This window comes from Bacillus mojavensis (genome assembly GCF_012648005.1).
GTDB classification, from domain to species: Bacteria; Bacillota; Bacilli; order Bacillales; family Bacillaceae; genus Bacillus; species Bacillus mojavensis.
This window is the reverse complement of record NZ_CP051464.1, coordinates 3,079,937-3,106,252: the sequence shown is the minus strand read 5'-3', so window position 1 is coordinate 3,106,252 and position 26,316 is coordinate 3,079,937. Positions and strand designations below refer to the sequence as shown.

Genomic DNA, 26,316 nt, shown 5'->3' with positions numbered 1-26,316 from the left:
ACATTATTTTTGTTGCAGAAATGAAAGAACTGCACCTATCTCGTTTTCAGAATGTTTCGTGTCAGAAATTGAGTATATTGGATATTGGAGATGATGGGAATTGGCAAAGAAAGACGAACACCTCAGAAAGCCCGAATGGCTCAAAATCAAATTAAATACAAATGAAAATTATACAGGGCTCAAAAAACTCATGCGGGAAAACAATCTGCACACCGTATGTGAAGAAGCAAAATGTCCGAATATTCATGAATGCTGGGCAGTGAGACGTACAGCGACATTTATGATTTTAGGATCTGTTTGTACGAGAGCGTGCCGTTTCTGCGCTGTCAAAACGGGCCTTCCGACTGAGCTTGACCTGCAAGAGCCGGAACGCGTAGCAGATTCCGTCGCTCTGATGAATCTGAAACACGCGGTTATCACAGCTGTTGCGCGTGATGACCAAAAAGACGGCGGTGCGGGTATCTTCGCGGAAACTGTCCGTGCAATCCGCAGAAAAAGCCCATTTACGACTATTGAGGTGCTTCCGTCAGATATGGGCGGAAACTATGATAACTTAAAAACGTTAATGGATACGCGCCCTGACATCCTGAATCACAATATCGAAACGGTTCGCCGCCTGACGCCAAGAGTCCGCGCGCGTGCGACATACGACCGTTCATTGGAATTTTTGCGCCGCGCGAAAGAAATGCAGCCAGACATTCCCACAAAATCAAGCATCATGATCGGACTCGGTGAAACGAAAGAAGAAATTATCGAAGTGATGGACGACCTCTTGGCAAACAATGTTGATATTATGGCAATCGGCCAATACCTGCAGCCGTCGAAGAAGCACTTAAAAGTCCAAAAATATTATCATCCTGATGAATTTGCAGAATTGAAGGAAATCGCGATGCAAAAAGGCTTCAGTCACTGTGAAGCCGGTCCGCTTGTCCGTTCCTCCTACCATGCGGATGAACAGGTTAACGAAGCATCAAAAAAACGCCAAGCGCAAGCATAATGCCAAAACGCCAGATCATCTGGCGTTTTTGTCATTCCTATTCGTTTCCTTGTCCTGGCGTGTTTCTCCATTGGCATTTTCGTTTTCCGACACAGGGCTTCCTTGCGGGGAGTTTTTCATTTCTTGTATCGTCCCTGACATGATGTCTCTGACATCTCTTGAACCGGAGTTCAGATTGCTGTAATTTTTGATGGCCTGCATGTGATTCGGATTGTCGGAAATGTACACATGATAGTAACGCGGAATCACAGAAACCGCCGTTTTTTTCACTTGATCAGCTGTCAGTTCACGGTTTCTTGAATCGGTTTTGTACACGACAAGCGCTTCTTGGTCAGTTACGAGCACTGCGGCATCTTGAATATGAGGGAGCTGAACCGTTAAGCTTGATATGATGTGAGCGGTTTCTTCACGGTCTGGCGCCGGTGTCTCCTGCTGTTCGCCGTCAATTTGTTCTTTTTGATAACGAACATAACCAAATTGTTCATTCTTATCATGCCTATTAAAAGCCTCATCGCGGTCAGATACATGAATGGGCTTGGTTTCATTTTGATGCTGGACATTCTGCTCAGCGTTATTGAATCCTGCGCCTCCGCATCCGGATAAAAGCCCGGTCATCAGGCAGAGGCTGACAGCAGTTCGTTTCATTTGTAATCCCTCCTTATGTGTAGGGTAGCCAAATCACACGAATTATTCTTTAGCAATTGATGGGGAAGGGGCAATGAATTATGATAGGAATGAGTGAAAAAGAGGTGAGATCATGATTCTTATTCAAAATGCCGAATTTGAGTTGGTGCACAATTTCAAAGACGGCTTCAACGAAGAGGCTTTTAAAGCTCGTTATTCCGATATTTTAAATAAATACGATTACATTGTGGGAGACTGGGGATACGGCCAGCTCAGGCTCAAGGGCTTCTTTGATGACCAGAATCAAAAGGCGACCTTTGAAACGAAAATTAGCACATTGGACGAATACATTTACGAATACTGTAATTTCGGCTGTGCGTATTTTGTCTTAAAACGGATCAGAAAATAACTATTTCACAAAGGGGATGCTGTCATGTATTTTGTTGACAGAAACAAGATAGAGCATACACTCGGGTTCTTCGAGCGTCAGCTGGCGCTGTTTCATTCGCAAACAGACTGGAAATCCGAGATCGAGGGGCTCGCGCTTGAACGCATCGGCCACCTGTTAATCGAATGCATTCTAGATACAGGAAATGACATGATCGACGGTTTTATTATGCGGGACCCGGGCAGCTATGATGATATCATGGACATACTGGTTGATGAAAAAGTCGTAACGGAAGAAGAGGGAGCACAGCTGAAGCAATTGATTGCGTACCGAAAAACATTGGTTCAGCAATACCAGCTCGCTGACAGCGCAGAGCTTTACAAGCTGATCACCGCGCATCTAGCGGTCCTTCAAGCCTTTCCGAAACGAATCAGAATCTACTTGGAAACAGAGCTGGGCCCTGTTTCCGCGTTTAAATAACGACAGGAAAGCCACAGGAGTGTTAAAGATGAAAACATATAAAGGGTATTTAATTGATTTAGACGGAACGATGTACAACGGCACAGAAAAAATTGAGGAAGCGTGTGAATTTGTCAGAACGCTGAAAGACCGCGGCATTCCTTATCTTTTTGTGACAAACAACTCTTCCCGTACACCGAAGCAGGTGGCGGACAAGCTAGTCTCTTTTGACATTCCGGCAACAGAGGAGCAGGTCTTTACGACAAGCATGGCGACTGCCCAGCATATCGCCCAGCAGAAAAAAGACGCGTCTGTGTATGTGATCGGGGAAGAAGGCATTCGCCAGGCGATTGAAGAAAACGGCCTGACCTTTGCAGAGGAAGATGCGGACTTTGTTGTTGTCGGAATTGACCGCGGGATTACATATGAAAAACTTGCCATTGGCTGCCTCGCAATCAGAAATGGCGCCCGCTTTATTTCCACAAACGGTGACATTGCCATACCGACTGAAAGAGGTCTCCTGCCGGGCAATGGTTCACTGACCTCTGTGTTAACCGTATCCACAGGCGTGCAGCCGGTGTTTATCGGCAAGCCGGAATCCATTATCATGGAGCAGGCGATGCGTGTTCTCGGCACTGATGTATCCGAAACACTTATGGTCGGCGACAACTACGCGACTGATATTATGGCAGGCATGAATGCAGGGATGGATACACTGCTTGTCCACACAGGCGTAACGAAAAGAGAGCATATGACAGACGATATGGAAAAACCGACTCACGCTATTGATTCTCTGACTGAGTGGATTCAACATATATAACAAAAGGGCGCCCCAAAAGGGTGCCCTTTATTCTGTATGCCGTGCGCGGTGTGCGAGCCTGCTGGAGGCCGCAGCGGAAATGGCGCCGACAATGTCATCAAGAAATGTATGGCATTCGCCGGTTGATTTATCATTCAAACGGCCGAGGATACCGGGTTTTTCTTTGTCGATGTAGCCATAGTTTGTAAACCCGATGGACCCGTAAATATTCACGATGGAAAATGCCAGAACTTCATCTACTCCATATAGGCTTTCATCTATCTCCAGCATCGTTTGCAGCGGTTCAGACAGTTTTTTCTGCTCAGCAAGAACGTCCAATTCAATGCCCGTTAAAATCGCGTTTTGCACCTCGCGTTTTGCGAGGACCCGATTCACATTCAACGTGCATTCATCCATGGTTAAATCCGGATGATATTTTTTCTGCAGAAAAAAGACAAGCTCGGCAATATCGGATACCTCAACGCCGCGCTCCTTCATCCGTTCTCTTGCTTTAGCTTCCATCTGACTGATTTGTTCTTTATCTGACATCAACTTCACCCAATCTTTTTTTACTAGTTTATACAAAACGTAAGAGATGTTTACGACTTTTTCTTGCTCCTTCGTCGGATTAAAATATGTATTCATAATTCCGGCTGTGTATGACTACGATGTGATGAGCCCTAATTCAACAGGCAGGTGATCATTGTGAAAGGCACAATAAAAGAAAAATACGGCATTCATATCAGGCAGCTTTCCATGTATCAGCATACGTATCAATGCTTTCAAACACCGAATTCCTTCTTTTTGATTGTTCCCGTTTCCCATTTTTCAGATGCGGAGCTGGCGGAGCTTTATTACATGAGTCAGTATTTACAAGAACAAAGTGACCCATACGTTTCCGTTTTTATCTTTACAAAAGAAGGTGAACTGACCTTTGAACATGAGGGAAAAACGTACGCCCTGCTGAAGGCGGCTCCTCCTTTTTCAAATCGTGCATTTTCCATAGGGACAGAACTGGCGGAGTTTCATCGAAAGGGCAGAGGATACCCGTATGAAGTGAAGGAGGCAGGGAGAATCGGGCAGTGGAAAGACCTGTGGGGGAAACGCATTGATCAGCTTGAAGCGTTTTGGCAGCGAAAGGTTCATACCCCTCCGCACGAGCCTTTTGATAAAAAAATGATTGAATCGTTTCCATACTATTTAGGGCTGTCAGAAAACGCGATTCAATATTTAGTTGATACTGAGCTCGATGACAAACCGCAAGCAACTGATTCAGGAACGATATGCCATCAGCGGATGGAAAGAAATACGTGGTCTCCTGAATCCCTTATCAGGATTCCAGCTGACTGGGTATTTGACCACGCTGCACGCGATTTAGCCGAATATATGAGACACTCATTTTTGCATCACCGTGATGATTTTAACCGGCAGGGCTTTCGCTTTTTGCAGGAATACGAGCAAATCACACCGCTGTCTTCATTTTCGAAGCGTCTTTTGTACAGCCGTCTCCTTTTTCCCCTTCATTATTATGAAATCGTGGAAGGCTACTATATTTCTTCAGAGTCGGAAAAGCACTATTATGAAGAGCAGCTCGACTACATTCTCAGTGATTCGGGCTATGAACAATTTCTGAATGCCGCCCAGGAGTTTATGAACATGAGAGCGCAGAACTTGTTTGTTCCCCCTGTCAGCTGGCTCGGAAAGGGCGGCTTGTAAGAAGGAGAAAATCTGACAAAAATAATTAGAAAATAAAGAATCTTGTCATATCAATTGATTAAGCGTTTACATTCACAAAATTCAACAGATTGTTGTCTTGTCAAAACAGGAGTGGGCTTATATAATATTTGTAACTTATATGTCTGTGTTGAGTTAACAATTGTCTCTCTTGAGAGGACAATCTAAAGAAGGGTGGAGTTTTTTTGAAAGCAATTCGTGTAGGGCTTTTGGGCTTAGGTACCGTCGGAAGCGGTGTCGTTAAAATTATTCAAGACCATCAGGATAAGCTGATGCATCAGGTTGGCTGTCCCATTACGATAAAAAAAGTGCTTGTAAAAGATTTAGAGAAAAAAAGAGAAGTAGATTTGCCGAAGGAAGTGCTCACGACAGAAGTATATGATGTGATCGACGACTCTGATGTAGATGTCATCATCGAGGTGATCGGCGGTGTTGAGCAGACAAAGCAATATTTGCTCGACGCTTTGAGATCGAAAAAACACGTTGTCACGGCAAACAAAGATTTAATGGCCGTGTACGGTTCTGAACTGCTCGCAGAAGCAAAGGAAAATGGCTGTGACATTTACTTCGAAGCCAGCGTTGCCGGCGGAATTCCAATTCTTCGCACATTAGAGGAAGGCCTCTCATCAGACAGGATTACTAAAATGATGGGAATCGTAAACGGAACAACGAACTTTATCTTAACAAAAATGATTAAGGAGAAAAGCCCTTACGAGGATGTGCTTAAGGAAGCGCAGGATCTGGGGTTTGCCGAAGCTGACCCGACTTCAGATGTTGAAGGGCTTGACGCCGCGCGGAAAATGGCAATATTGGCGCGTCTCGGCTTCTCAATGAACGTCGATCTGGAAGATGTCAAAGTGAAGGGGATCTCCCAGATTACAGACGAGGATATCAGCTTCAGCAAACGCCTCGGCTACACAATGAAGCTGATCGGGATTGCCCAGCGTGACGGCAGCAAAATTGAAGTCAGCGTTCAGCCGACACTGCTTCCAGACCACCATCCGCTTTCTGCCGTGCATAATGAATTTAACGCCGTCTACGTATATGGCGAAGCTGTCGGAGAGACGATGTTCTATGGCCCGGGAGCGGGAAGCATGCCGACAGCCACATCAGTTGTGTCTGACCTGGTCGCTGTCATGAAAAACATGCGTCTCGGCGTAACCGGCAACAGCTTTGTTGCGCCACAATACGAGAAAAACATGAAGTCGCCGTCCGACATTTACGCACAGCAATTTTTGAGAATTCATGTGAAGGATGAGGTAGGCTCATTCTCGAAAATCACGTCTGTGTTCTCAGAACGGGGCGTCAGTTTTGAAAAAATCCTTCAGCTGCCGATTAAGGGGCATGATGAGCTAGCAGAAATCGTCATCGTCACACATCATACATCAGAAGCTGATTTCAGTGATATCCTGCAAAACTTAAATGATTTAGAAGTCGTTCAAGAAGTAAAAAGCACATATCGTGTAGAAGGGAACGGTTGAAGCTAATGTGGAAAGGACTTATCCATCAATATAAAGAGTTTTTACCTGTAACGGATCAAACACCGGCGCTTACGTTACATGAAGGCAATACGCCGCTCATTCATTTGCCGAAGCTTTCTGAACAGCTCGGGATTGAGCTTCATGTCAAAACAGAAGGCGTAAACCCTACTGGATCTTTTAAAGACCGCGGGATGGTTATGGCGGTGGCAAAGGCGAAAGAAGAAGGCAACGACACGATTATGTGTGCGTCAACCGGAAATACATCAGCGGCTGCGGCTGCTTATGCAGCCCGCGCCAATATGAAATGTATTGTCATCATCCCGAACGGAAAAATCGCGTTTGGCAAGCTTGCTCAGGCAGTCATGTACGGAGCTGAAATCATTGCGATCGATGGCAACTTTGACGATGCGCTTAAAATTGTCCGCTCAATTTGTGAAAAATCACCGATCGCGCTTGTCAACTCGGTCAACCCTTACCGTATCGAAGGCCAAAAAACAGCTGCCTTCGAAGTGTGCGAACAGCTGGGCGAAGCCCCGGACGTTTTGGCGATTCCGGTCGGAAACGCGGGAAACATCACAGCGTACTGGAAGGGCTTCAAAGAATATCATGAGAAAAACGGCACTGGCCTTCCGAAAATGCGCGGTTTTGAAGCGGAAGGGGCAGCTGCGATCGTCCGCAACGAAGTCATTGAAAATCCGGAAACCGTGGCAACAGCGATTCGTATCGGAAACCCAGCAAGCTGGGATAAAGCTGTAAAAGCGGCTGAGGAGTCCAATGGAAAAATTGACGAAGTCACTGACGATGAAATTCTTCATGCGTATCAGCTGATTGCCCGTGAAGAAGGCGTGTTTGCAGAACCGGGCTCCTGCGCATCTATTGCAGGTGTGCTGAAACAAGTAAAATCCGGAGAAATTCCGAAAGGCAGCAAGGTTGTGGCTGTGTTAACAGGAAACGGGCTGAAAGACCCGAACACAGCGGTCGACATTTCTGAAATGAAGCCGGTCACCCTGCCGACTGATGAAGACAGCATCCTCGAATACTTAAAAGGAGCGGCTCGTGTATGAATGATGCCGACATGCTGTTCTCTGTCACTGTTCCCGGAAGCACAGCTAACCTAGGCCCCGGCTTTGATTCAGTCGGAATGGCGCTCAGCAGATATTTAAAGCTGACCGTCTATGAAAGCGATCAATGGTCTTTTGAAGCTGAAACAGAAACAGTCGCCGGAATACCGGCGGGTACAGATAATATGATCTATCAAGTGGCTAAACGGACGGCAGATATGTACGGAAAAGAAATGCCACCTGTACATGTGAAAGTGTGGAGCGACATCCCGCTTGCACGCGGTCTTGGCAGCAGCGCTGCGGCCATAGTGGCGGCTATAGAACTGGCTGACGAATTATGCGGGTTAAAGCTCTCCGAAGCGGACAAGCTGCATTTAGCCAGCCTTGAAGAAGGACATCCGGACAATGCAGGCGCTTCTCTCGTCGGCGGGCTTGTGATCGGGCTGCATGAAGACGACGAGACACAAATGATCCGCGTGCCGGATGCCGACATTGATGTTGTGGTTGTCATTCCTTTTTACGAGGTGCTGACAAGAGACGCGCGAGACGTGCTTCCGACAGAGTTTCTCTATGCGGACGCTGTAAAAGCCAGTGCTGTCAGCAACATTCTCATCGCGGCGATCATGTCAAAGGATTGGCCGCTCGTCGGAAAAATCATGAGAAAAGATATGTTCCATCAGCCGTATCGGGCGATGCTAGTCCCAGAGTTGTCTAAAGTGGAGCATGTTGCCGAGATGAAAGGCGCTTATGGAACTGCTCTCAGCGGAGCGGGCCCGACGATTCTCGTCATGACCGAAAAAGGAAAAGGGGATGCGCTGAAAGAGCAGCTCGCACTTCACTTCCCGCATTGTGAAGTCGACGCTTTGACCGTTCCGAAAGAGGGAAGTATAATAGAGCGAAATCCTTTCTATCAAATGAAAAGTGTATAGAGCATTCTAAGCGTTCCTCAGCGTCAGCAGAGGAACGCTTTTTTTCTTCATGATATAAAAGGGATTTTTATTTAGAAAAACGAAATACATGTAAAAAGGAGGAGAATGATATGAAAAAACTGATGACTGCCGAAGATATGACAGCCATTGTCTCGGTGACGGACCCTCAATACGCCCCGGACGGCAAGCGTGTGGCATATGTGAAGTCACAAGCAAACAAAGAGAAAGATTCATACACTTCAAATATATGGGTATATGATGCGGATAGCGGGACGTCCGCCCCTTGGACATACGGAGAAAAGCGGAGCGCTGATCCTAGATGGTCTCCAGACGGACGCCAGATTGCATTTGTTTCTGACCGTGATGGCGATGTGTCTCAGCTTTATATAATGAGCGCTGAAGGCGGTGAGGCAAAAAAACTGACTGATATTCCGTATGGCGTCTCTCAGCCAGTATGGTCTCCTGATGGCGAGTCAGTGCTTGTCACGGTCAGCCTTGGAGATGGTGAAAGTGTTTATGATCAAGAGAAAACGGAACCCGACAGCTTTGAACCGGTTGAAGTGCATGGTTTAGCCTATAAACGGGACGGAAAAGGGCTGACGAGAGGCGCGTATGCACAGCTTGTGCTTGTCAGCGTGAAGTCTGGTGAGGTCAAACAGCTGACTAACGAAAAAGCTGACCACTTCGACCCGGCTTTTTCTCCTGACGGCAAATCTCTCGTTTTTTCGGCTAATATGACTGAAACGGATGATGCCAGAAAACCTCATGATGTTTGCATGTTGTCGCTGGAGACTGAAGATCTCAAGCTGATTACCTCTCATCGCGGCTCATTCGGACCAAGCTCATTTTCACCGGACGGAAGGTATCTTGCTTTGCTTGGACATGAACAGGAATATCGGAATGCAACGCTCGAAAAGGCGTGGCTTTATGATCTAGAACAAGACCGCCTGTCGTGTCTCACTGATATGCTGGACGTTCACTTAGCCGATGCGCTGATTGGGGATTCATTGATCGGAGGTGCTGAACAGCGTCCGGTTTGGACGAAAGACAGCCAAGGGTTTTATGTCATCGGTACAGAACAAGGCAGCACGGGAATCTATTATGTTTCTATAGAAGGACTCGTATACCCGATTCGGTTGGAAAAAGAATATATCAACAGCTTTTCCATGCATCCTGACGAACAAAGCTTTATTGCCAGTGTGGCAAAGCCCGACAGACCTAGTGAGCTATACAGCATCCCGCTTGGACAGGAAGAAAAACGGCTGACTGATGCGAATGACAAGTTTGTTGACGAGCACCTCATTTCGTTACCTGAAGACATTCAATATGTGACAGAAGACGGGATGACGGTGAACGGCTGGCTGATGAAACCTGCTCAGGCTGCAGAGGGCAAACAATATCCGCTTATTCTCAATATACATGGCGGTCCGCATATGATGTACGGGCATACATATTTTCACGAATTACAGGTGCTGGCGGCGAATGGATATGCAGTGGTTTATGTAAATCCAAGAGGAAGTCATGGCTACGGACAGGAATTTGTGAATGCAGTCAGAGGGGATTATGGCGGAAAAGACTATCTGGATGTGATGCAGGCAGTAGATGAGGCGATTAAAAGAGACCCGCAGATTGATGCCGAGCGGATAGGCGTCACAGGCGGAAGCTACGGAGGCTTTATGACCAACTGGATCGTGGGGCAGACAAATCGTTTTAAAGCAGCTGTCACCCAGCGTTCGATTTCAAATTGGCTCAGCTTTCACGGCGTTAGTGATATCGGCTATTTTTTCACGGACTGGCAGCTTGAGCATGACATGTTTACCGATACAGAAAAGCTGTGGGACCGTTCCCCTTTAAAATATGCGGCAAACGTGGAGACGCCTCTTTTAATTCTCCATGGCGAACGTGATGACCGGTGTCCGATTGAACAGGCTGAACAGCTTTTTATTGCCTTGAAAAAAATGGACAAGGAAACTGTGCTGGTTCGTTTTCCGAAAGCGACGCATAATCTGTCACGCAGCGGACACCCGGGACAGCGGATCAAGCGCCTGACCTATATAAGCTCATGGTTTGACCAATATCTCTCATAAAAAAAGCCAGGCTGATCAAATATCAGCCTGGCTGCTTTATTAAAAGACTTGTTCTACTTCAATTACACCCGGCACTTCTTCAAGAAGAGCGCGTTCAATTCCGGCTTTTAGCGTAATTGTTGAACTTGGGCAGCTGCCGCACGCGCCTAGAAGACGAAGCTTAACAATACCTTCATCAACGTCTACAAGCTCACAGTCACCGCCGTCACGAAGTAAAAACGGACGAAGTTTGTCCAGTACTTCCTGCACCTGTTCTTTCATTTCAACTTCAGTCATGACATTCGCTCCTTTCATCGTCATAAAACCATTATATTCAGTGTAACAATAAAAATCTATTGTTTGGTTTGCAGAATTGCTCCCATTATTATAGCACATTCAGACTTGAACACAAAAACGGTTTTTTTCTATAAAAACGTCTTTTGTCTCTGTATACTTAATAGAAAGAATGTAACACAGAGAAATGGGGGCACTTATCAATGACAAAAACAGTCATGCTCAGCGTATACGGGGCAGAAACCGTTTGTGCAAGCTGTGTCAATATGCCGACAGCTAAAGATACATATGAATGGCTTGAGGCTGCGCTGAAAAGAAAATATCCGAATCAGCCTTTTGAAATGCAATACATCGACATTTACGAGCCGCCAGATGTCGAAAACGTAAAACAGCTTGCGGAAAAAATCAGAAATGACGAATATTTTTATCCGCTCGTCCTCGTAGAAAATAAAATTGTCGGAGAAGGCAATCCGAAATTGAAGGATGTATATGAGGAAATGGAGAGATACGGTTATACAGAAAACCGCTGACTTCATCAGCGGTTCTGCTATTATCCGTTATGGTGTTTGTACATCCACAGCAAGCCGGATTTCAGCAAACGCGGAACACGGCCGATCAGCGGACGGTCAGCAACAAGTCCGAAGCCGGCTTTTTTCCCGAGTGAACCTAAAACGCCTTTCAGCTTAAATTGAGGCATTGATTCAGGAAGGGCTTCACCATTCCAGCGTTTTTGCAATATTTGGACAATCTGTTCTGCTTGAGCTTCTGCCAGCTGGGCACTCGGTGCGTGAGGAAGGCTGGCACAATCTCCGACAACATACAGATGTTCATCACCCGGGACATTGTGATGAGGCGTTAACACGACACGGCCTTGTGCGTCCTTTTCCACATCCAAGTCTCTGACGACTTTATTCGGCTGTATGCCGGCTGTCCATACGATGGCGTCTGCGGAAATTGCGTCATCGTGGTTATATACAACGCCTTCTTCTACTCTTGTGATATTTGCCCTGTTAATAATGCGGACACCGTGCTCTTCGAACCATTTTTGCACATATTTGCTCAAACGCTCGGGAAAGCTTGATAAAATGAGATCTCCGCGGTCAAACAAAATAATGTTCAGATCGTCACGGCTTTCTCTTAACTCACTTGCAAGTTCAACGCCGCTTAGGCCTGCTCCGACAATGGCAACAGTCGCTTCGGCGCTTAAGTTGTTCAGCTTTTGATAGGTTTCGCGGGACTGATCGATGGTTTGAATGCTGTAGGTGAATTCAGGCGCTCCCGGCACGTTATGATATTTATCCTCGCAGCCGAGCCCGATCACTGCGTCATCGTAAGAAATCGGTTCGCGGTCATGGAACAGCACTTGTTTTTGTGCAATATCAATTGATGAAATATCGCCGTACTCGACATCCAGGCGAGGGTGCTCTGGGAACGTCACTCTGATATGGTGGTCAGAAATTGTGCCTGCGGCAAGGGCATAATATTCTGTTTTTAAGCAGTGATAAGGATTTCTGTCAATTAACGTGATTGAAACATCATGAGGCAGCTGGTTGGGCAATAAGCGATGAAGAACACGCATGTTTCCGTAACCTCCGCCGATCAAGACCAATTTTTTCATTTGAATTCCCCTTTAACCCGAAGAGTATGATAGATACATTGATGGAAAATACGAACTTTGTAAAATAACATCTAGAATTATATCGAATTTGATCTAAAATCACAATATTAGTTTCAAAATAACCTACAAATTAGCCTTAAAACGCAAATTAGTAAAACGTTATTGAAGGAATGATATGTTACGATAATAAATTTTGAATTGTTCGTTGTCTTTGACGAATAGTGAAAAATTCGCGATAATGTTCATATGTGAGGTGAAACCGCATGAATCCAATGATTGAATTTTGTGTCAGCAATCTGGCTCACGGCTCTCAGGAAGCCCGAGCGATTTTAGAGAAAGATCCGAATCTGGATGTTCTTGAATACGGCTGTTTAAGCTATTGCGGGAAATGTATGGAATCACTATTCGCTTTAGTAAACGGAGAAGTCGTTACGGGTGAAACACCTGCTGAGCTTGTTGAGAATATATATACATTTATTGAAGAAAACCCAATGTTTTGAAGAAAAGGGCCTGAGACAGGCCCTTTTTTATTTTGCTGTACAAAAGGACTGAAAAAATGTGTAGACATCAAAAAATATTATTGTTATCGTATAAAAGATTTGTTTTAAATAAATTTTAAGAGGTGTAGGTGTATTCATGAATGTTCTGTGGGGACTGCTTGGCGCAGTTGGAATAATCGCCATCGCGTTTTTATTTTCAGAAAAGAAAAGCAATATTAGAATAAGAACCGTCATCGTTGGTTTATGTATACAGGTGGCGTTTGGATACATCGTGTTGAAATGGGAAGCGGGACGCGCTGTTTTTTTATGGTTTTCAAGCCGTGTACAGCTTTTGATTGATTATGCGAATGAAGGCATCAGTTTCATATTTGGGCCGCTTTTAAAAGTCGGCGACAGCCCGGCGTTTGCTTTAAGTGTACTGCCTGTCATCATCTTTTTCTCAGCACTGATCGCAGTTTTATATCATTTAAAAATCATGCAGCTCATTTTCCGTGTGATTGGCGGCGGGTTGTCGAAGCTTCTTGGGACAAGCAAGACGGAATCTCTTGCGGCTGCTGCTAATATTTTTGTAGGGCAATCGGAATCTCCTTTGGTGATCAGGCCCCTCATTGCAGGGCTGACGCGCTCTGAACTGTTTACAATTATGACGAGCGGTCTATCGGCTGTTGCGGGTTCAACTTTGTTTGGCTACGCCCTTCTCGGTATTCCGATTGAATACTTGCTTGCGGCGAGTTTCATGGCTGCTCCCGCGGGTCTGGTTTTCGGGAAATTAATCATTCCTGAAACGGAAACGCCGCAAACAGTAAAAGGCGATTTCAAAATGGATGAAGGCGAAGGAGCGGCCAATGTAATTGACGCAGCTGCAAAGGGTGCGTCAACAGGTCTGCAAATTGCGCTGAACGTTGGTGCGATGCTGCTTGCCTTCGTGGCATTAATCGCCGTGGTCAACGGTATTCTCGGCGGTGTTTTCGGCTTGTTCGGTTTAAAAGATGTCACATTAGAATCTCTTCTCGGCTATGTGTTTTCTCCAATCGCCTTTTTGATTGGTGTGCCATGGCATGAAGCGTTGCATGCTGGAAGCTTTATCGGCCAGAAATTAGTGCTGAATGAGTTTGTTGCTTATTCTAACTTCGGTCCGCACATCGGCGAGTTTTCTAAAAAAACCGCTACGATTATCAGCTTTGCGTTATGCGGATTCGCAAATTTCTCCTCGATTGCGATTATGCTCGGTACGCTTGGCGGTTTAGCGCCAAGCCGCCGCTCAGATATCGCACGCCTTGGGTTAAAGGCGGTTCTAGCGGGAACATTAGCCAATCTGCTGAGCGCGGCTATTGCCGGCATGTTCATATAAAAGATAAAAGCTCCTTGCGTCATTGCAAGGAGCTTTTATGTATGAAAAACGGGGGATAATTGTATTGTGTCCGTTTATAATAGCTTTTATACTAAGAAAAAGAGAAAAAGTTGGAGGCATCTATGAACTCATTTCGATTTACCAAAATGCACGGTCTTGGAAACAGCTATATATACGTGAATCAATTTGAAGAACAACTGCCGGAAGAACAACTGTCTGAAATAGCGATTCAGGTGTCTTCCGTTTATACAGGGATCGGCTCCGACGGAATGATCCTCATATGCCCTTCAGATCAAGCGCCTGTCAAAATGCGGATTTTTAATAATGACGGGTCTGAAGGGAAAAACTGCGGCAACGGCCTGCGCTGCGTTGCAAAATACGCGTATGAGCATAAGCTGGTTGAGGAAACATCATTTCTGATTGAAACCCTCTCCGGACTTGTGAAAGCGGAGGTTCAAGTTGAAAACGGAAAGGTGAATGTTGTCACTGTCGATATGGGTGAACCTCGTCTGACAAAAGCCGAGCTTCCGATGCTGGGCGGCGGTGAGGAGCAAACCATTAATGAAGCAATGACATTTGGCGAAGCTGAACTAAAAGGCACCGGAGTTTCAATGGGCAATCCGCATATCGTTTTTCCGATTGCCGATATTGAACAGGCACCGCTGACGACACTGGGGCCGGTGATTGAGAAAGATCCTAGATTTCCGGAAGGTGTGAATGTCGAGTTTGTGGAAACCGTGAATGAACATGAACTGCACTTCCGCGTGTGGGAACGGGGATCAGGCATCACACAGGCATGCGGTACAGGCGCATGTGCAGCAGCTGTCGCATCTGTTTTAAACGGTGTATCAAAACAAAATGAAGACATTACGGTTCATTTGGCGGGCGGAGATCTGGTCATTAACTGGAAAGAGAATGGCCATGTGATGATGACAGGTCCGGCGGAGACTGTTTGTGAGGGCGTCTATTTTTTATAAAACAGCTAGTTTGAGAAATGGGCCCATCAAGTTTATAATATAAGACAACATCCGGTTTTTAAAAGGAGGTTCACCATAATGAGCAACCCTGTAACAATTACAGAAGCAGCAGCTTTGCATATAAAAGATATGATGAAAGAGCATGAAGAAGAAAACGCGTTTCTGCGCGTTGGCGTTAAAGGCGGCGGCTGCAGCGGCCTTTCATACGGAATGGGCTTTGAGCATGAAAAAAGCGAAGCAGACAGTATGTTTGAGGAGCACGGCATTACTGTTCTCGTTGACAAAGAAAGCCTTGATATCATGAACGGCACTATTATAGACTTTAAGCAATCCATGCTTGGCGGCGGCTTTACCATCGATAATCCAAACGCCATCGCCTCATGCGGCTGCGGTTCTTCTTTCAGAACAGCGACGAATGCAGGTAAACCAGAAGAGTGCTAATGATAGAAAAAAGCCAAGTCAAGCGGCGAACCGCTGACTTGGCTTTTTTTAATACTTATCTCCATTAAAAATCGAATTCTTCACAATGACATAATCCACATTGCGGATAGCCTCCAGCTTAGTTCCGCCAGCATAAGAAATAGAAGATTGAAGATCCTGTTCCATTTCAGTCAGCGTATCCATGATTGCGCCTTTATGCTCCACGTGCATTTTTTTGCCTTCGACATTTTTCTTTTCGCCTTTTTGATATTCAGAGGCTGAGCCAAAGTATTCTTTGTAGAGCTTTCCGTCTTTTTCAATGGTTTGTCCCGGTGATTCCTCGTGTCCGGCAAATAGTGAGCCGATCATGACCATGGTGGCGCCGAATCGGATTGATTTTGCGATGTCGCCATGGGTGCGGATTCCGCCATCAGCAATAATCGGTTTGCTGGCGGCTTTTGCGCACCAGCGCAGCGCGGCTAATTGCCATCCGCCTGTGCCGAAGCCGGTTTTAATTTTCGTTATACATACTTTTCCCGGTCCAATACCGACTTTTGTGGCATCCGCTCCGGCATTTTCGAGCTCTCTAACCGCTTCCGGTGTTCCGACATTACCCGCGATGACAAAGCTGTCCGGAAGATGCTTTTTGAGGTGCTGAATCATCTCAATGACGGCATTGGAATGTCCGTGAGCGATGTCGATGGTCACGTAGTCAGGTGCCAGATTTTCTTCTGCCAGGTGACGGACAAATTCATATTCCTCATCTTTGACCCCGACGCTGATAGAAGAGAATAATCCGCGTGCGTTCATGTCCTTTATAAAATCAATCCGTTTTTCAGGTTCAAAGCGGTGCATCACATAAAAGTAGCCGTTTTCGGCTAATGAAACCGCAAGTTTCTCATCTATGATCGTCTGCATATTGGCAGGAACGACGGGCAATTTAAATGTACGTCCGCCTAACCGTACGGATGTGTCACACTCAGAACGGCTGTTCACAATGCATTTTGCAGGAATTAGCTGAATATCTTCGTAATCAAACACGTTTTCCATAGAATCCACTCCTAAATACGAATATTTATAATAAAAATATATCAAATGTTCGCCTTGTATAATGTACTCTGTTTTATTTAGGATGTCAAACGTTTTATTCGCTTACAGGTGAGTGCAAGTGCCGAAGCTTGTCATGCACTGTGAGTTTGGGTATGATAGTTTTAATTGAATGGACTTAGAATGCGGATAAAAACGAAATTATATACGTTCAGCAAAGCTTGGTCCTTCAGCACCAGGCTTTCTTTATGACATGGACATGTGAAAGGAGCGAATGGAGATGACTCAAAGTGAAGAAAAACCACCGAAGTCCCAAAAGATCCAAGACCGCATTATCATGACTACGATCTGGATTGTAGCAGCTCTTGTGATTGCGCTGGTTATTGGAACTGCGATGAATTATATCAATATCTTCAAATAAAAAAGGAGCTGTGTCACCTTGACACAAACTCCTTTTTTTATTACTTATTTTCAAAAAGACTTGTAGAGTGCAGCGGCTGTACGCGAGCTTTTGGATCCATATAAGCTTTCGCGTTGTTAACAGCTGTCGGTGCTTCGCCGAAGCCGCTTGCGATCAGATTGACTTTTCCTTCGTATGTGCAAATGTCACCTGCTGCGAAGAAGCCTTCGATGTTTGTTTCCATTGTAGATTTGACAACAATGGAGTTTTTCTCAATTTCAAGTCCCCAGTTTTTGATCGGTCCAAGAGATGAGACGAAGCCGTAGTTGACGATTAAGTCGTCGATTTCTAAAATCTCTTTGCGCTCGCCTTTCACTTCCTCAAGCACAAGCTGCTCGATTTTGTCTTCTCCGATGAGCTCCGCCGGAACAAATGGTGTCAGGACATTCACCTTAGATGCGTGAAGGTTTTCCACACTGTGCTCATGCGCGCGGAATTTATCGCGGCGGTGAACGATGGAAACTTCTTTTGCAATTGGCTCAAGCATAAGTGCCCAGTCAACCGCTGAATCTCCTCCGCCCAGAATCGCAACGCGTCGGCCGGCGAATTTTTGTAAATCATCAACGAAGTAGTGAAGGTTTTTGCCTTCGTATTGTTCAGCTGTTTCAAGCTCGAGCTTTCTTGGTTTGAATGCGCCATTTCCTGCAGTGATGATGACCGTTTTAGAGTAATGGGTTTCTTCGTTTGTCACAAGCTTAAACACGCCGTCTGCTTGTTTTTCAACAGATTCAACCGCCTGCTCTAAACAAATGGTTTGGTCGAATTTCGCCATTTGCTCTTTTAAGTTGTTCACTAGCTCTTGGGCGCGGATTTTCGGGAATCCTGCTACGTCATATATATATTTCTCAGGGTACAGGGCGCTAAGCTGTCCGCCAAGCTGAGGCAGGCTTTCGATAATTTTGACGCTTGCCTGTCTCATGCCTCCGTAAAAAGCGGTGAATAAGCCGACCGGTCCCCCGCCTATAATGGTAATATCATAAACCTTTGTATCCTCTCGCATACGAAAATTGCCTCCTAAATGAAAATTGTTATTAATTATACCATATTGCTCTTAAAATTGACGAGTCAGCAGAAAAATTCGCGGTACATTGTATGCGCATTCATTCTTGATCATATGCCCGCAGGCCGATACGATAAGAAAAAAATGAATTCATCTTTTTTCTGAATGTTTCATGAACCAGCCGGATAAACATGATAGTAGTGCTATGGGTGTGGACTTCACAAAAAAACTTTTCAATATATTTCATAAAATCCTGCCAATAAGCTGAAGATAACACAAATGATGATTTTTATATGCGTCTAACAGCAAAAAAAAGAGAAGGTGGATGTGATGGCATTGAATAAGCCCAAAATCGTGATTTTAGGTGCAGGTTATGGCGGATTGATGACAGTGACAAGGCTGACGAAGCATGTCGGTCCGAATGATGCTGATATTACGCTTGTGAATAAACACAATTATCATTATGAAACAACATGGATGCACGAAGCGAGCGCCGGCACGCTCCATCATGACCGCTGCCGTTATCAGATAAAAGATGTAATTAACCAGTCACGTGTCAATTTTGTACAGGATACCGTGAAGGCAATCAAAATAGACGAGAAGAAAGTGGTGCTTGCCAATGGAGAGCTGCAGTACGATTATTTAGTTATCGGCCTCGGAGCGGTACCTGAAACGTTCGGCATTAAAGGCTTAAAAGAATTTGCGTTTCCGATCGCCAATATCAATACATCTCGTGTGCTTCGGGAACATATTGAGCTGCAATTTGCGACTTACAACATTGAAGCTGAAAAACGGCCGGACAGGTTAACAATCGTTGTCGGAGGAGCCGGATTTACGGGTATTGAATTCCTTGGCGAACTGGCTGCCCGTGTGCCGGAGCTCTGCAAGGAGTATGACGTTGACAGAAGTCTTGTACGCATTATCTGTGTAGAAGCAGCGCCGACCGTATTGCCGGGCTTTGATCCCGAGCTTGTCGATTATGCTGTTCACTATCTTGAGGAGAATGGCGTTGAGTTTAAAATCGGCACGGCGGTTCAAGAGTGTACTGCAGAAGGAGTCACAGTCGGCAAAAAAGATGAGGAACCAGAGCAAATTAAATCGCAAACAGTGGTGTGGGCAGCAGGTGTCCGCGGACATCCGATTGTTGAAGAAGCCGGCTTTGAAAATATGCGCGGCCGGGTGAAAGTCAATCCTGATCTTCGCGCGCCCGGACATGACAACGTGTTTATTCTCGGCGACAGCTCGCTGTTTATCAATGAAGACACTGACCGTCCTTATCCGCCGACCGCCCAAATCGCGATGCAGCAGGGAACTACGGTCGCTAAAAACATTGCAAAACTCATTAAGGGCGGCGAGCTTGAAGAATTCAAACCTGACATAAAAGGAACGGTGGCTTCTCTCGGCGAGCATAATGCGGTCGGAGTCGTGTACGGAAGAAAACTGAAAGGCACCCCGGCTTCTTTTATGAAAAAAGTCATCGATAACCGTTCGCTGTTTTTAATCGGCGGACTCGGACTCACACTGAAAAAAGGCAAATTTAAGTTTTTCTAAAAACCCGCGCTCCGCGGGTTTTGTTTTATTAAAAAACGCCAAAATAAAAAGAGAACAAGAGCAAAATAAAAATGTTTCCGCTTACATCAAAAGATTTGTCATATGATCTGACTTTATCATTGACAGCTTGATATGGTATTATTATCTGAAAATTAAGAAAAAGGTGATGATAAGATGAAAACCGCAACGACAACCGCTTCACAGGCATGCCCGTTTTGCTCAGGGAAAGGGTATTTTCAATTAATCCTCGGCGGTTCAGAAACTTGTCCTTCATGTCAGGGGACAGGTAAAGACAGTCATTCATTTTCCAGCCGTTGACTTTTTAAAAGCCCCCGCGGTACACTAAAAGTAACGCAGGGGGTGGGGTTTTGATTAGTCTGCCAGTCGTTATCATCTCAATTGTTTTATTTTTTGTTTTGTTTTTTGGAATCGGTTTCTTATTAAACATGCTGCTGAGAATGTCCTGGATTATGGCTGTGATTTATCCGATTGTATGCCTTTTCATTATCAGTAAGGAAAAGCTGATCAGCTATATTCAATCACCAGGCGAATCTTTTGCCGGCCTGTTTCAGAGAGTCGTATCGTTAGCTGCTGCAGATGTATTGATTTTAGCCAGCGGTCTGGCCGGCGCCATTGTATCAGGTATAGCGATCAACATGCTCAGAAAAAGAGGATATCAGATGTTTTAATGCCGCTTTCTTTCTAAAGAAAGCTTTTTTTGTGCCTTCAGCACATTCACCATTTTGAATATTGTTCCCGCTATGTGGGAACAATGATTCGGAGGAGAGGTGAATAATGTTGAAAATGATCAGACGTTTGCTGATGACCTGTTTATTTCTGCTCGCGTTTGCCACGACATATTTAGCCGTATCAGGAGTAGAGGCGAAGGACTTATCAAAATGGGTGCAAGAAAATAATGAGAAGCACTCGAAGAATACTGGACTGACATTAAAAGCATTGCAGCAGAAACACGAAAAAACGATGTCCGCTGCAGACAAAGCAAAAGACAAACCATTGGAAGAAGCCTTTGACTGGGACGAGTATCCGGCACGGAAAGTAACGGCTACAGGCTACACAGCGGGAGTCGAATCGACGGGTAAAAAGCCTGGAGATCCATTATACGGGCTTACATATTCAGGTGTTAAAGTGAAAAGAGATTTATACTCTACGGTTGCCGCCGATCCATCCGTTTTTCCGATCGGCACCATTTTATTCATCCCGAACTACGGTTTGGGCGTCGTTGCGGACACAGGATCGGCCATCAAGGGAAACCGCATTGATTTGTACTTTGAAACCGTTCATGATGTCTACAATGAATGGGGCAAAAAAACCCTAGATGTGTATGTAATTAAGAAGGGCACCGGAAAAGTCACTGAGGATGAACTGGTAAAGCTTAATGAAACAAAATCATTGCAGGTGTTCAGAAATCAATACAAAACTGTGAAAGAATAAAACGCTTCAGCTGCGGCTGAAGCGTTGTTTTTTTTACAGAAAAAAATATGCCAGTGCCAGTGTTAATAATATTCCTGTCAATCCGCCAAAAAAGACCTCGATTGGCTGATGGCCGAGAAGCTCTTTCAGCTTTTTTTGTTTTTCTTTCTCTTCAGCTTTCGGGAAATCTTTTGCTTCATTCACAAAACGGTTAAAATCAATCACAAGCTTATTAATGACTGTTGCCTGCTCGCCGGCATGACGTCTGACGCCGGTTGCGTCAAACATGGTAATGACGGCAAAAATAGCTGAAACCGCAAAGAGAGAGGAACCTAATCCATGCTCTAAGGCTACTCCTGTAGAAAGCGCCGTCACAGCCGCGGAATGGGAACTCGGCATGCCGCCTGTACTTGTCACCAGCGACCAGTCCAGTTTTCTGGATACGATAAATTGTATCGGCACTTTAATGACTTGTGCAAAGATGATGGCAGCAAGGCTTGATAATAAAGGAAAATTCATAAAAAGTTCCATAGGCGACATCCTTTCTATATGAAAATCTTTCGTGTTACAAAAGAAAAAAGCAGGTCTTCGTCTGTTGTTTGATAAAATAAATGTAAGGAAAGAATGTATTTCCTATTATACCATTGTTCATTACAAATACCCATTACGTTAGGAGTGTAAGCCTTATGTTTTATGCGGTTCAACAATTAGAGCATACTGAAACCCTAGTGGTCGGACTTTTTCAAAAAAGCCAGCTGACAGGCAAAGCAAAGGAAATTGATGAAAAACTGGAAGGCCATCTGACTCAGCTTCTGAAAGACGGTGATGTCTCTGCCAAACGGAATCAAGTATCAAAAGTATTCCCTCCGTCCTCCGCTGGTATGAAACGTATTTATTTTGTCGGTTTGGGAAGGGAGGCGAATTATTCATTTGAAGAGGCGAAGGAAAGCTTTGCCCATGTTTTTCAAGCCATTCATAAAGACAGGAAACAAGAGGCTGCCGTACTGCTTGACACATTTATTTGTGAAGAAGTGCCCGCAGCGGATGCCGCTCACGCATTAGCTGAGAGCTGCCTGCTTGCTTCTTATGAGGTGCAGGATTATAAGCACAAATCAAATGAGCCGGATAAACAGCTTGAATCCATCTATGCCGTCACAGATGAAGATACACAAGAAGTGCAGGCCGGGCTTCTTGTCGGCCAGGCATACGGGCAGGGCACAAATTCGGCAAGAACGCTTGTGAATATGCCGGGAAATATGCTGACAGCAACTGACCTGGCTTCATATGCGTCCGAGCTTGCGGCGAAATATGATTTTGAGTGTGAAATATTGGAGAAATCGGATATGGAAGAGCTCGGTATGGGCGGAATCCTTGCGGTAAACCAAGGCTCTGCCGAACCGCCCAAAATGATTGTCTTGAAGTATCAGGGCAAAAAGGAATGGGAAAATGTTATCGGACTTGTCGGAAAAGGAATTACCTTTGACACAGGCGGTTACTCTATTAAAACCAAAACAGGAATTGTCGGCATGAAATCCGATATGGGAGGAGCGGCAGCGGTCCTTGGTGCTATGGAAACGATCGGCGAACTTCGTCCAGAGCAAAATGTGCTGGCTGTCATTCCGTCAACCGACAACATGATTTCAGGCGGGGCGATGAAGCCTGACGATGTCATCGTGTCATTAAGCGGAAAAACGATTGAAATCCTTAATACGGATGCAGAAGGAAGGCTTGTGCTTGCAGACGGCCTTACATATGCGAAACAGCATGGCGCGTCTGTTCTTGTTGATGTGGCAACACTCACTGGCGGCGTTGTTGTGGCATTGGGCACAGAAACAACTGGCGCCATGACAAATAACGAGAACTTTTATCAGCAGGTGGCTGAAGCTGCGGAAGAGTGCGGTGAGGCCATCTGGCAGCTACCGATTACAGAAAAGGATAAAAAACGTGTGAAAAACAGCCAAATGGCGGATTTAAACAATTCACCGGGACGGGAAGGCCATGCGATTATGGCAGGAACGTTTCTTGGTGAGTTTGCTGAAACGACACCTTGGGTTCATCTTGATATTGCAGGCACAGCAACTTCAAGTAAAACAAGCTGCTTCGGTCCGTCCGGTGCAACCGGCGTCATGGCAAGGACACTGGCTACGCTGGCAGAAAGATTTACAGCGGAAGAACACACAAAAGCATAACAAATACAGCCCTGCTGCGATTTCGCGGCAGGGTTTTTCTCCTCCAAAATCTTTAGTTGACTAAAGTGTTATGATATGATACGATACGTTCGTACTTTATTTATCTACTACATTAGCAAACTAAAGGATTTTTGGAGGGGTATCATGAATGCAGTCGTCATCGCAGTACTGCTTATGCTTGTCTTAAGCCTTCTGCGTGTCAATATAGTTATTGCTTTAATCATAGGTGCCTTGGCCGGCGGCTTAACAGGAGGACTCGGCCTTGGTGAAACGGTTAAAGCCTTTACAGAGGGGCTCGGCGGAAATGCCACCGTTGCAGTCAGCTACGCTATGCTAGGTGCGTTTGCTGCGGCTTTAACGAAAACAGGTCTTCCGGATGCTATGGTGGAAGCTTCTGTGAAATTAATTGGAAATAAAGAAGATACACGAAAAAAGGCACTGTCTAAAGTGCTCATTGTACTGATTATTTTAATCGTAGCTTGTTTTTCGCAAAACGTGGTACCGGTTCACATCGCATTTATTCCTGTGCTGATACCGCCGCTTTTGAAAATTTTTAATGAGCTTGAAATGGACCGCAGGCTGATTGCATGTGTGATTACGTTCGGCTTAACGGCTCCTTATATTTTGCTGCCTGTCGGCTTCGGCCAGATTTTCCAAGGCATGCTGAAGGACAACATGGCTGATGCGGGTTTAAACGTTCCGCTTGGCGATATTCCGTACGCGCTGATCATACCGGTTGCAGGCATGGTTGTCGGTTTGATTTTGTCAGTAATCGTTTATCGCAAACCAAAAGTGTATGAAACAAAAGAAATCTCAGGTGTGAAACCATCTCCATATACGAAAAAAAGTCTGGGAATCGCGGTTCTCGCCATTGTAGTGTCACTCGGCGTCCAGCTTTATTTATCGCAGACCTTGGGAGTAGAAGGGATGATTATGGGGGCGCTGGCCGGCCTGATTATCCTGTTTGTCAGCGGTGTAATGAAACGTGACGAGGCGGATTCATTGATTACTGACGGTATGGTATTAATGGCCTTTATCGGATTTGTTATGCTTGTTGCAGCCGGATTCTCAAATGTCTTGACAAAAACCGGAGATGTCGAGTCATTGGTCAAAACATCAGCTGGTATTATTGGGCACAGCCAGTCAATGGGCGCATTGCTGATGCTGATTGTCGGATTGCTGATTACTATGGGAATCGGCTCATCTTTTGCAACGATTCCGGTGATCACAACGATCTTTGTGCCTCTATGTATGCAGCTCGGATTCAGCCCGATGGCAACGATTGCGATTATCGGAGCGGCTGCCGCGCTTGGTGATGCCGGTTCACCTGCCAGCGACAGTACACTTGGGCCGACTTCAGGTCTGAGTGCGGACGGACAGCATCACCACATTTGGGACACTTGTGTGCCGACATTTATCTTTTATAACATTCCGCTTGTTATTTTTGGCTGGATTGCGGCGCTTGTCTTATAGAAAAAAGGCTCTCCTTAACGGGAGAGCCTTTTTCGTTTATCATTTTAAAAAACCGCTCATTGGAACGGTTTTTAAGTGGACGATATTTGATGTCTGTTAAAGCCGGTTGCTTTATGTATAGAGCGGTAGATCGCAGGTGCGATAAACGTCAGCAGCACAGCCAGTACCGTGTCTTTTACCATAAACCAAGTCATAAAGCCCCAAACCGTGCTGTAGCTCACCGGTGTATGAATCCACAGCTTCAGCGCAAGATACATATAGGTGGTGCCGATGATATACATAATGGCCGTTCCGGTAAGAGAAGCAATCAGAAAACGGATCTTACTTGGCTGGATTTTGCGTTCTACTAACCATCCAGCTGCAAATGCTGCCGGAATGTATGAGATAATGAAGCCGCCGCTTTTACCTGCAAATGGTGCGAAGCCCGCGGAAAACTGAGCGAACACTGGTGCCCCGGCCAATCCGACAAGCGCATATACAAGCATTGCGATAGCAGCGCGTTTGCTGCCGAGAAGCAGAGCCGCCAAGAGGCAGAAAAACGGCTGCATCGACAGCGGAATGCCGGCAACTTGCAAAAAGGGCGCGACTGATGTAATGTTGGCGCCGACAGCCATAAGTGCGGCGAACATGCCGATCAGCGCCATATCACCCGCACGAAGTTTATGTTGTTTCATCGTTGTTCCCCCTTAGGTTTACATACACAATCATAGAGTAATAAAGATCCGAACGATTGTCAACATGAATATCATTTAGGTTAACAAAAGGAGGGTTTACGTGTATTTCGGAAGAATAAAACAGGCCGATCAGTCAGGAAGAGTGCCGCCCAATCAAAATGTGACGACTTCGTTTCCTGTGCTTCATACGGGAAACGTTCCGTATTATGAGGATTTGACGAAGTGGAATTTGCAAGTATACGGATTGGTTGATCATCCGATGCTTTTAAGCTTTGAAGATATAAAAGCCTTTCCTCAGTGCGAATCGGAAAATGACATCCATTGCGTAACAGGCTGGTCACGGCTTGATAACGTTTGGCAGGGTGTGCGGGCACGGGATATCGCGGAGAAAGCCGGAGTAAAAGAAGAGGCGGGCTATGTCATTTTACACGCGGAAGAGGGCTGGACGACAAATCTGCCGCTCGATGACTTTTTGGCTGAGACATCACTGCTCGCTTATGCGCATAACGGCGAACCTTTAACGCCTGAACACGGCTTCCCGCTGCGGGGAGTGTTTCCTCATTTGTATTTTTGGAAAAGCGCTAAGTGGCTGCGCGGCATCCAATTTACGAAAGAAAATCATCCCGGTTTTTGGGAGCAGAACGGCTATCATATGAGAGGCGACCCTTGGCAGAATCAGAGATTTACATGGGATTAAGGTTCTAGTGAATGTAGGATAATCAGCATTTCTTACAGGTTTTTATTTCCATATTACTAGTTATCAGGTACCTTATTTAAATAAGGTGCTTTTTTT

At 45.5% G+C, this 26,316-nt stretch carries 30 protein-coding genes; 22 read left to right on the top strand and 8 right to left on the bottom strand.

The window, feature by feature from the left end; translation table 11 throughout:
* Positions 1 to 100 precede the first annotated feature (100 nt).
* Entirely contained in the window at positions 101 to 997 is an 897-nt protein-coding gene (gene lipA / locus HC660_RS16270; RefSeq protein ID WP_010331747.1) for a lipoyl synthase, read from the top strand.
* Positions 998 to 1,012: 15 nt separating this feature from the next.
* On the opposite strand, the gene HC660_RS16265 is transcribed toward lipA, so the two are convergent.
* On the bottom strand, positions 1,013 to 1,642 hold the full coding sequence (locus HC660_RS16265; RefSeq protein ID WP_168748665.1) for a YhcN/YlaJ family sporulation lipoprotein: 630 nt from the start codon (positions 1,640 to 1,642) through the stop codon (positions 1,013 to 1,015).
* Between the two features lie 112 nt (positions 1,643 to 1,754).
* Between HC660_RS16265 and HC660_RS16260 the strand changes: the two genes are divergently transcribed.
* From HC660_RS16260 to nucF, 3 genes are read left to right on the top strand one after another with little or no spacing between them, the layout of a single operon-like run.
* Positions 1,755 to 2,030, top strand: coding sequence for a YutD family protein (locus HC660_RS16260; protein WP_003228682.1), 276 nt, complete (start codon positions 1,755 to 1,757; stop codon positions 2,028 to 2,030).
* Positions 2,031 to 2,054: 24 nt separating this feature from the next.
* Positions 2,055 to 2,489, top strand: a complete 435-nt coding sequence (locus HC660_RS16255) for a DUF86 domain-containing protein (protein WP_010331745.1) — start codon at positions 2,055 to 2,057, stop codon at positions 2,487 to 2,489.
* A gap of 28 nt (positions 2,490 to 2,517) precedes the next feature.
* The gene (gene nucF, locus HC660_RS16250) at positions 2,518 to 3,288 is read left to right on the top strand and encodes a TIGR01457 family HAD-type hydrolase (RefSeq protein WP_168748664.1); all 771 of its coding nucleotides are present in this window, start codon (positions 2,518 to 2,520) and stop codon (positions 3,286 to 3,288) included.
* Positions 3,289 to 3,315: 27 nt separating this feature from the next.
* Here the strand turns inward: nucF and HC660_RS16245 are convergent, their stop codons facing one another.
* Complete coding sequence (locus HC660_RS16245) at positions 3,316 to 3,816, bottom strand: phosphatidylglycerophosphatase A family protein (RefSeq protein ID WP_024122730.1); 501 nt, start codon at positions 3,814 to 3,816, stop codon at positions 3,316 to 3,318.
* A gap of 153 nt (positions 3,817 to 3,969) precedes the next feature.
* On the opposite strand from HC660_RS16245, the gene cotNH reads away from it, so the two are divergent.
* From cotNH to HC660_RS16220, 5 genes are all read left to right on the top strand, one after another.
* Positions 3,970 to 4,983 (top strand): spore coat-associated protein CotNH, encoded by a 1,014-nt coding sequence (gene cotNH, locus HC660_RS16240; protein WP_168749500.1) that lies wholly within the window; start codon positions 3,970 to 3,972, stop codon positions 4,981 to 4,983.
* Positions 4,984 to 5,186: 203 nt separating this feature from the next.
* On the top strand, positions 5,187 to 6,482 hold the full coding sequence (locus HC660_RS16235; RefSeq protein WP_168748663.1) for a homoserine dehydrogenase: 1,296 nt from the start codon (positions 5,187 to 5,189) through the stop codon (positions 6,480 to 6,482).
* Positions 6,483 to 6,487: 5 nt separating this feature from the next.
* Positions 6,488 to 7,546, top strand: a complete 1,059-nt coding sequence (thrC, locus tag HC660_RS16230) for a threonine synthase (protein ID WP_106019930.1) — start codon at positions 6,488 to 6,490, stop codon at positions 7,544 to 7,546.
* Positions 7,543 to 8,472, top strand: coding sequence for a homoserine kinase (gene thrB / locus HC660_RS16225; RefSeq protein WP_168748662.1), 930 nt, complete (start codon positions 7,543 to 7,545; stop codon positions 8,470 to 8,472). Before thrC ends, thrB begins: the two co-directional genes overlap by 4 nt.
* 110 nt (positions 8,473 to 8,582) lie before the next feature.
* Positions 8,583 to 10,559, top strand: a complete 1,977-nt coding sequence (locus HC660_RS16220) for a S9 family peptidase (RefSeq protein WP_168748661.1) — start codon at positions 8,583 to 8,585, stop codon at positions 10,557 to 10,559.
* Between the two features lie 39 nt (positions 10,560 to 10,598).
* Here the strand turns inward: HC660_RS16220 and HC660_RS16215 are convergent, their stop codons facing one another.
* Positions 10,599 to 10,934, bottom strand: coding sequence for a NifU family protein (locus HC660_RS16215; RefSeq protein WP_173400510.1), 336 nt, complete (start codon positions 10,932 to 10,934; stop codon positions 10,599 to 10,601).
* A 101-nt stretch (positions 10,935 to 11,035) separates the two neighbouring features.
* Between HC660_RS16215 and HC660_RS16210 the strand changes: the two genes are divergently transcribed.
* The gene (locus HC660_RS16210; RefSeq protein ID WP_010331738.1) at positions 11,036 to 11,362 is read left to right on the top strand and encodes a YuzD family protein; all 327 of its coding nucleotides are present in this window, start codon (positions 11,036 to 11,038) and stop codon (positions 11,360 to 11,362) included.
* A gap of 20 nt (positions 11,363 to 11,382) precedes the next feature.
* Here the strand turns inward: HC660_RS16210 and HC660_RS16205 are convergent, their stop codons facing one another.
* Positions 11,383 to 12,450 (bottom strand): NAD(P)/FAD-dependent oxidoreductase, encoded by a 1,068-nt coding sequence (locus HC660_RS16205; RefSeq protein ID WP_010331737.1) that lies wholly within the window; start codon positions 12,448 to 12,450, stop codon positions 11,383 to 11,385.
* A 263-nt stretch (positions 12,451 to 12,713) separates the two neighbouring features.
* Between HC660_RS16205 and HC660_RS16200 the strand changes: the two genes are divergently transcribed.
* The 4 genes from HC660_RS16200 to HC660_RS16185 all read left to right on the top strand — a co-directional run bounded on the left by HC660_RS16200 (position 12,714) and on the right by HC660_RS16185 (position 15,719).
* Complete coding sequence (locus HC660_RS16200; protein ID WP_010331736.1) at positions 12,714 to 12,950, top strand: YuzB family protein; 237 nt, start codon at positions 12,714 to 12,716, stop codon at positions 12,948 to 12,950.
* A 136-nt stretch (positions 12,951 to 13,086) separates the two neighbouring features.
* Positions 13,087 to 14,301: a NupC/NupG family nucleoside CNT transporter gene (locus HC660_RS16195; protein WP_010331735.1), complete on the top strand. Its 1,215-nt coding sequence runs from the start codon at positions 13,087 to 13,089 to the stop codon at positions 14,299 to 14,301.
* Between the two features lie 122 nt (positions 14,302 to 14,423).
* A complete protein-coding gene (dapF, locus tag HC660_RS16190; RefSeq protein WP_168748660.1) occupies positions 14,424 to 15,278 on the top strand; it encodes a diaminopimelate epimerase in 855 nt (284 codons plus the stop codon).
* Positions 15,279 to 15,356: 78 nt separating this feature from the next.
* A complete protein-coding gene (locus HC660_RS16185) occupies positions 15,357 to 15,719 on the top strand; it encodes a HesB/IscA family protein (RefSeq protein ID WP_010331733.1) in 363 nt (120 codons plus the stop codon).
* 48 nt (positions 15,720 to 15,767) lie between these two features.
* Here the strand turns inward: HC660_RS16185 and guaC are convergent, their stop codons facing one another.
* Complete coding sequence (gene guaC, locus HC660_RS16180; RefSeq protein ID WP_168748659.1) at positions 15,768 to 16,748, bottom strand: GMP reductase; 981 nt, start codon at positions 16,746 to 16,748, stop codon at positions 15,768 to 15,770.
* 277 nt (positions 16,749 to 17,025) lie between these two features.
* On the opposite strand from guaC, the gene HC660_RS16175 reads away from it, so the two are divergent.
* Entirely contained in the window at positions 17,026 to 17,166 is a 141-nt protein-coding gene (locus tag HC660_RS16175) for a hypothetical protein (RefSeq protein ID WP_010331731.1), read from the top strand.
* A 40-nt stretch (positions 17,167 to 17,206) separates the two neighbouring features.
* Here HC660_RS16175 and yumC read toward each other — a convergent pair whose 3' ends face one another.
* Positions 17,207 to 18,205 carry a ferredoxin--NADP reductase 2 gene (gene yumC, locus HC660_RS16170; protein WP_010331730.1) on the bottom strand — a complete coding sequence of 333 codons (999 nt, stop codon included), beginning with the start codon at positions 18,203 to 18,205 and terminating at the stop codon, positions 17,207 to 17,209.
* 330 nt (positions 18,206 to 18,535) lie between these two features.
* Here yumC and HC660_RS16165 point away from each other — a divergent pair, with 330 nt between their 5' ends.
* From HC660_RS16165 to HC660_RS16150, 4 genes are all read left to right on the top strand, one after another.
* Positions 18,536 to 19,756 (top strand): NAD(P)/FAD-dependent oxidoreductase, encoded by a 1,221-nt coding sequence (locus tag HC660_RS16165; protein WP_029441137.1) that lies wholly within the window; start codon positions 18,536 to 18,538, stop codon positions 19,754 to 19,756.
* 174 nt (positions 19,757 to 19,930) lie between these two features.
* Complete coding sequence (locus HC660_RS16160; RefSeq protein ID WP_024122716.1) at positions 19,931 to 20,074, top strand: YuiA family protein; 144 nt, start codon at positions 19,931 to 19,933, stop codon at positions 20,072 to 20,074.
* A 50-nt stretch (positions 20,075 to 20,124) separates the two neighbouring features.
* Complete coding sequence (locus tag HC660_RS16155; protein ID WP_010331727.1) at positions 20,125 to 20,445, top strand: YuiB family protein; 321 nt, start codon at positions 20,125 to 20,127, stop codon at positions 20,443 to 20,445.
* 103 nt (positions 20,446 to 20,548) lie between these two features.
* The gene (locus HC660_RS16150) at positions 20,549 to 21,208 is read left to right on the top strand and encodes a stationary phase survival protein SpsC (protein ID WP_081720740.1); all 660 of its coding nucleotides are present in this window, start codon (positions 20,549 to 20,551) and stop codon (positions 21,206 to 21,208) included.
* Between the two features lie 33 nt (positions 21,209 to 21,241).
* Here HC660_RS16150 and HC660_RS16145 read toward each other — a convergent pair whose 3' ends face one another.
* Positions 21,242 to 21,718, bottom strand: coding sequence for a divergent PAP2 family protein (locus HC660_RS16145; protein ID WP_044158979.1), 477 nt, complete (start codon positions 21,716 to 21,718; stop codon positions 21,242 to 21,244).
* A gap of 155 nt (positions 21,719 to 21,873) precedes the next feature.
* On the opposite strand from HC660_RS16145, the gene HC660_RS16140 reads away from it, so the two are divergent.
* Positions 21,874 to 23,376, top strand: a complete 1,503-nt coding sequence (locus HC660_RS16140) for a leucyl aminopeptidase (RefSeq protein ID WP_168748658.1) — start codon at positions 21,874 to 21,876, stop codon at positions 23,374 to 23,376.
* 144 nt (positions 23,377 to 23,520) lie between these two features.
* Positions 23,521 to 24,849 (top strand): Na+/H+ antiporter family protein, encoded by a 1,329-nt coding sequence (locus HC660_RS16135; protein ID WP_010331723.1) that lies wholly within the window; start codon positions 23,521 to 23,523, stop codon positions 24,847 to 24,849.
* Positions 24,850 to 24,920: 71 nt separating this feature from the next.
* On the opposite strand, the gene HC660_RS16130 is transcribed toward HC660_RS16135, so the two are convergent.
* The gene (locus HC660_RS16130) at positions 24,921 to 25,523 is read right to left on the bottom strand and encodes a biotin transporter BioY (RefSeq protein WP_168748657.1); all 603 of its coding nucleotides are present in this window, start codon (positions 25,521 to 25,523) and stop codon (positions 24,921 to 24,923) included.
* A gap of 100 nt (positions 25,524 to 25,623) precedes the next feature.
* Between HC660_RS16130 and HC660_RS16125 the strand changes: the two genes are divergently transcribed.
* On the top strand, positions 25,624 to 26,220 hold the full coding sequence (locus HC660_RS16125) for a sulfite oxidase-like oxidoreductase (protein WP_168748656.1): 597 nt from the start codon (positions 25,624 to 25,626) through the stop codon (positions 26,218 to 26,220).
* Positions 26,221 to 26,316: the final 96 nt, after the last annotated feature.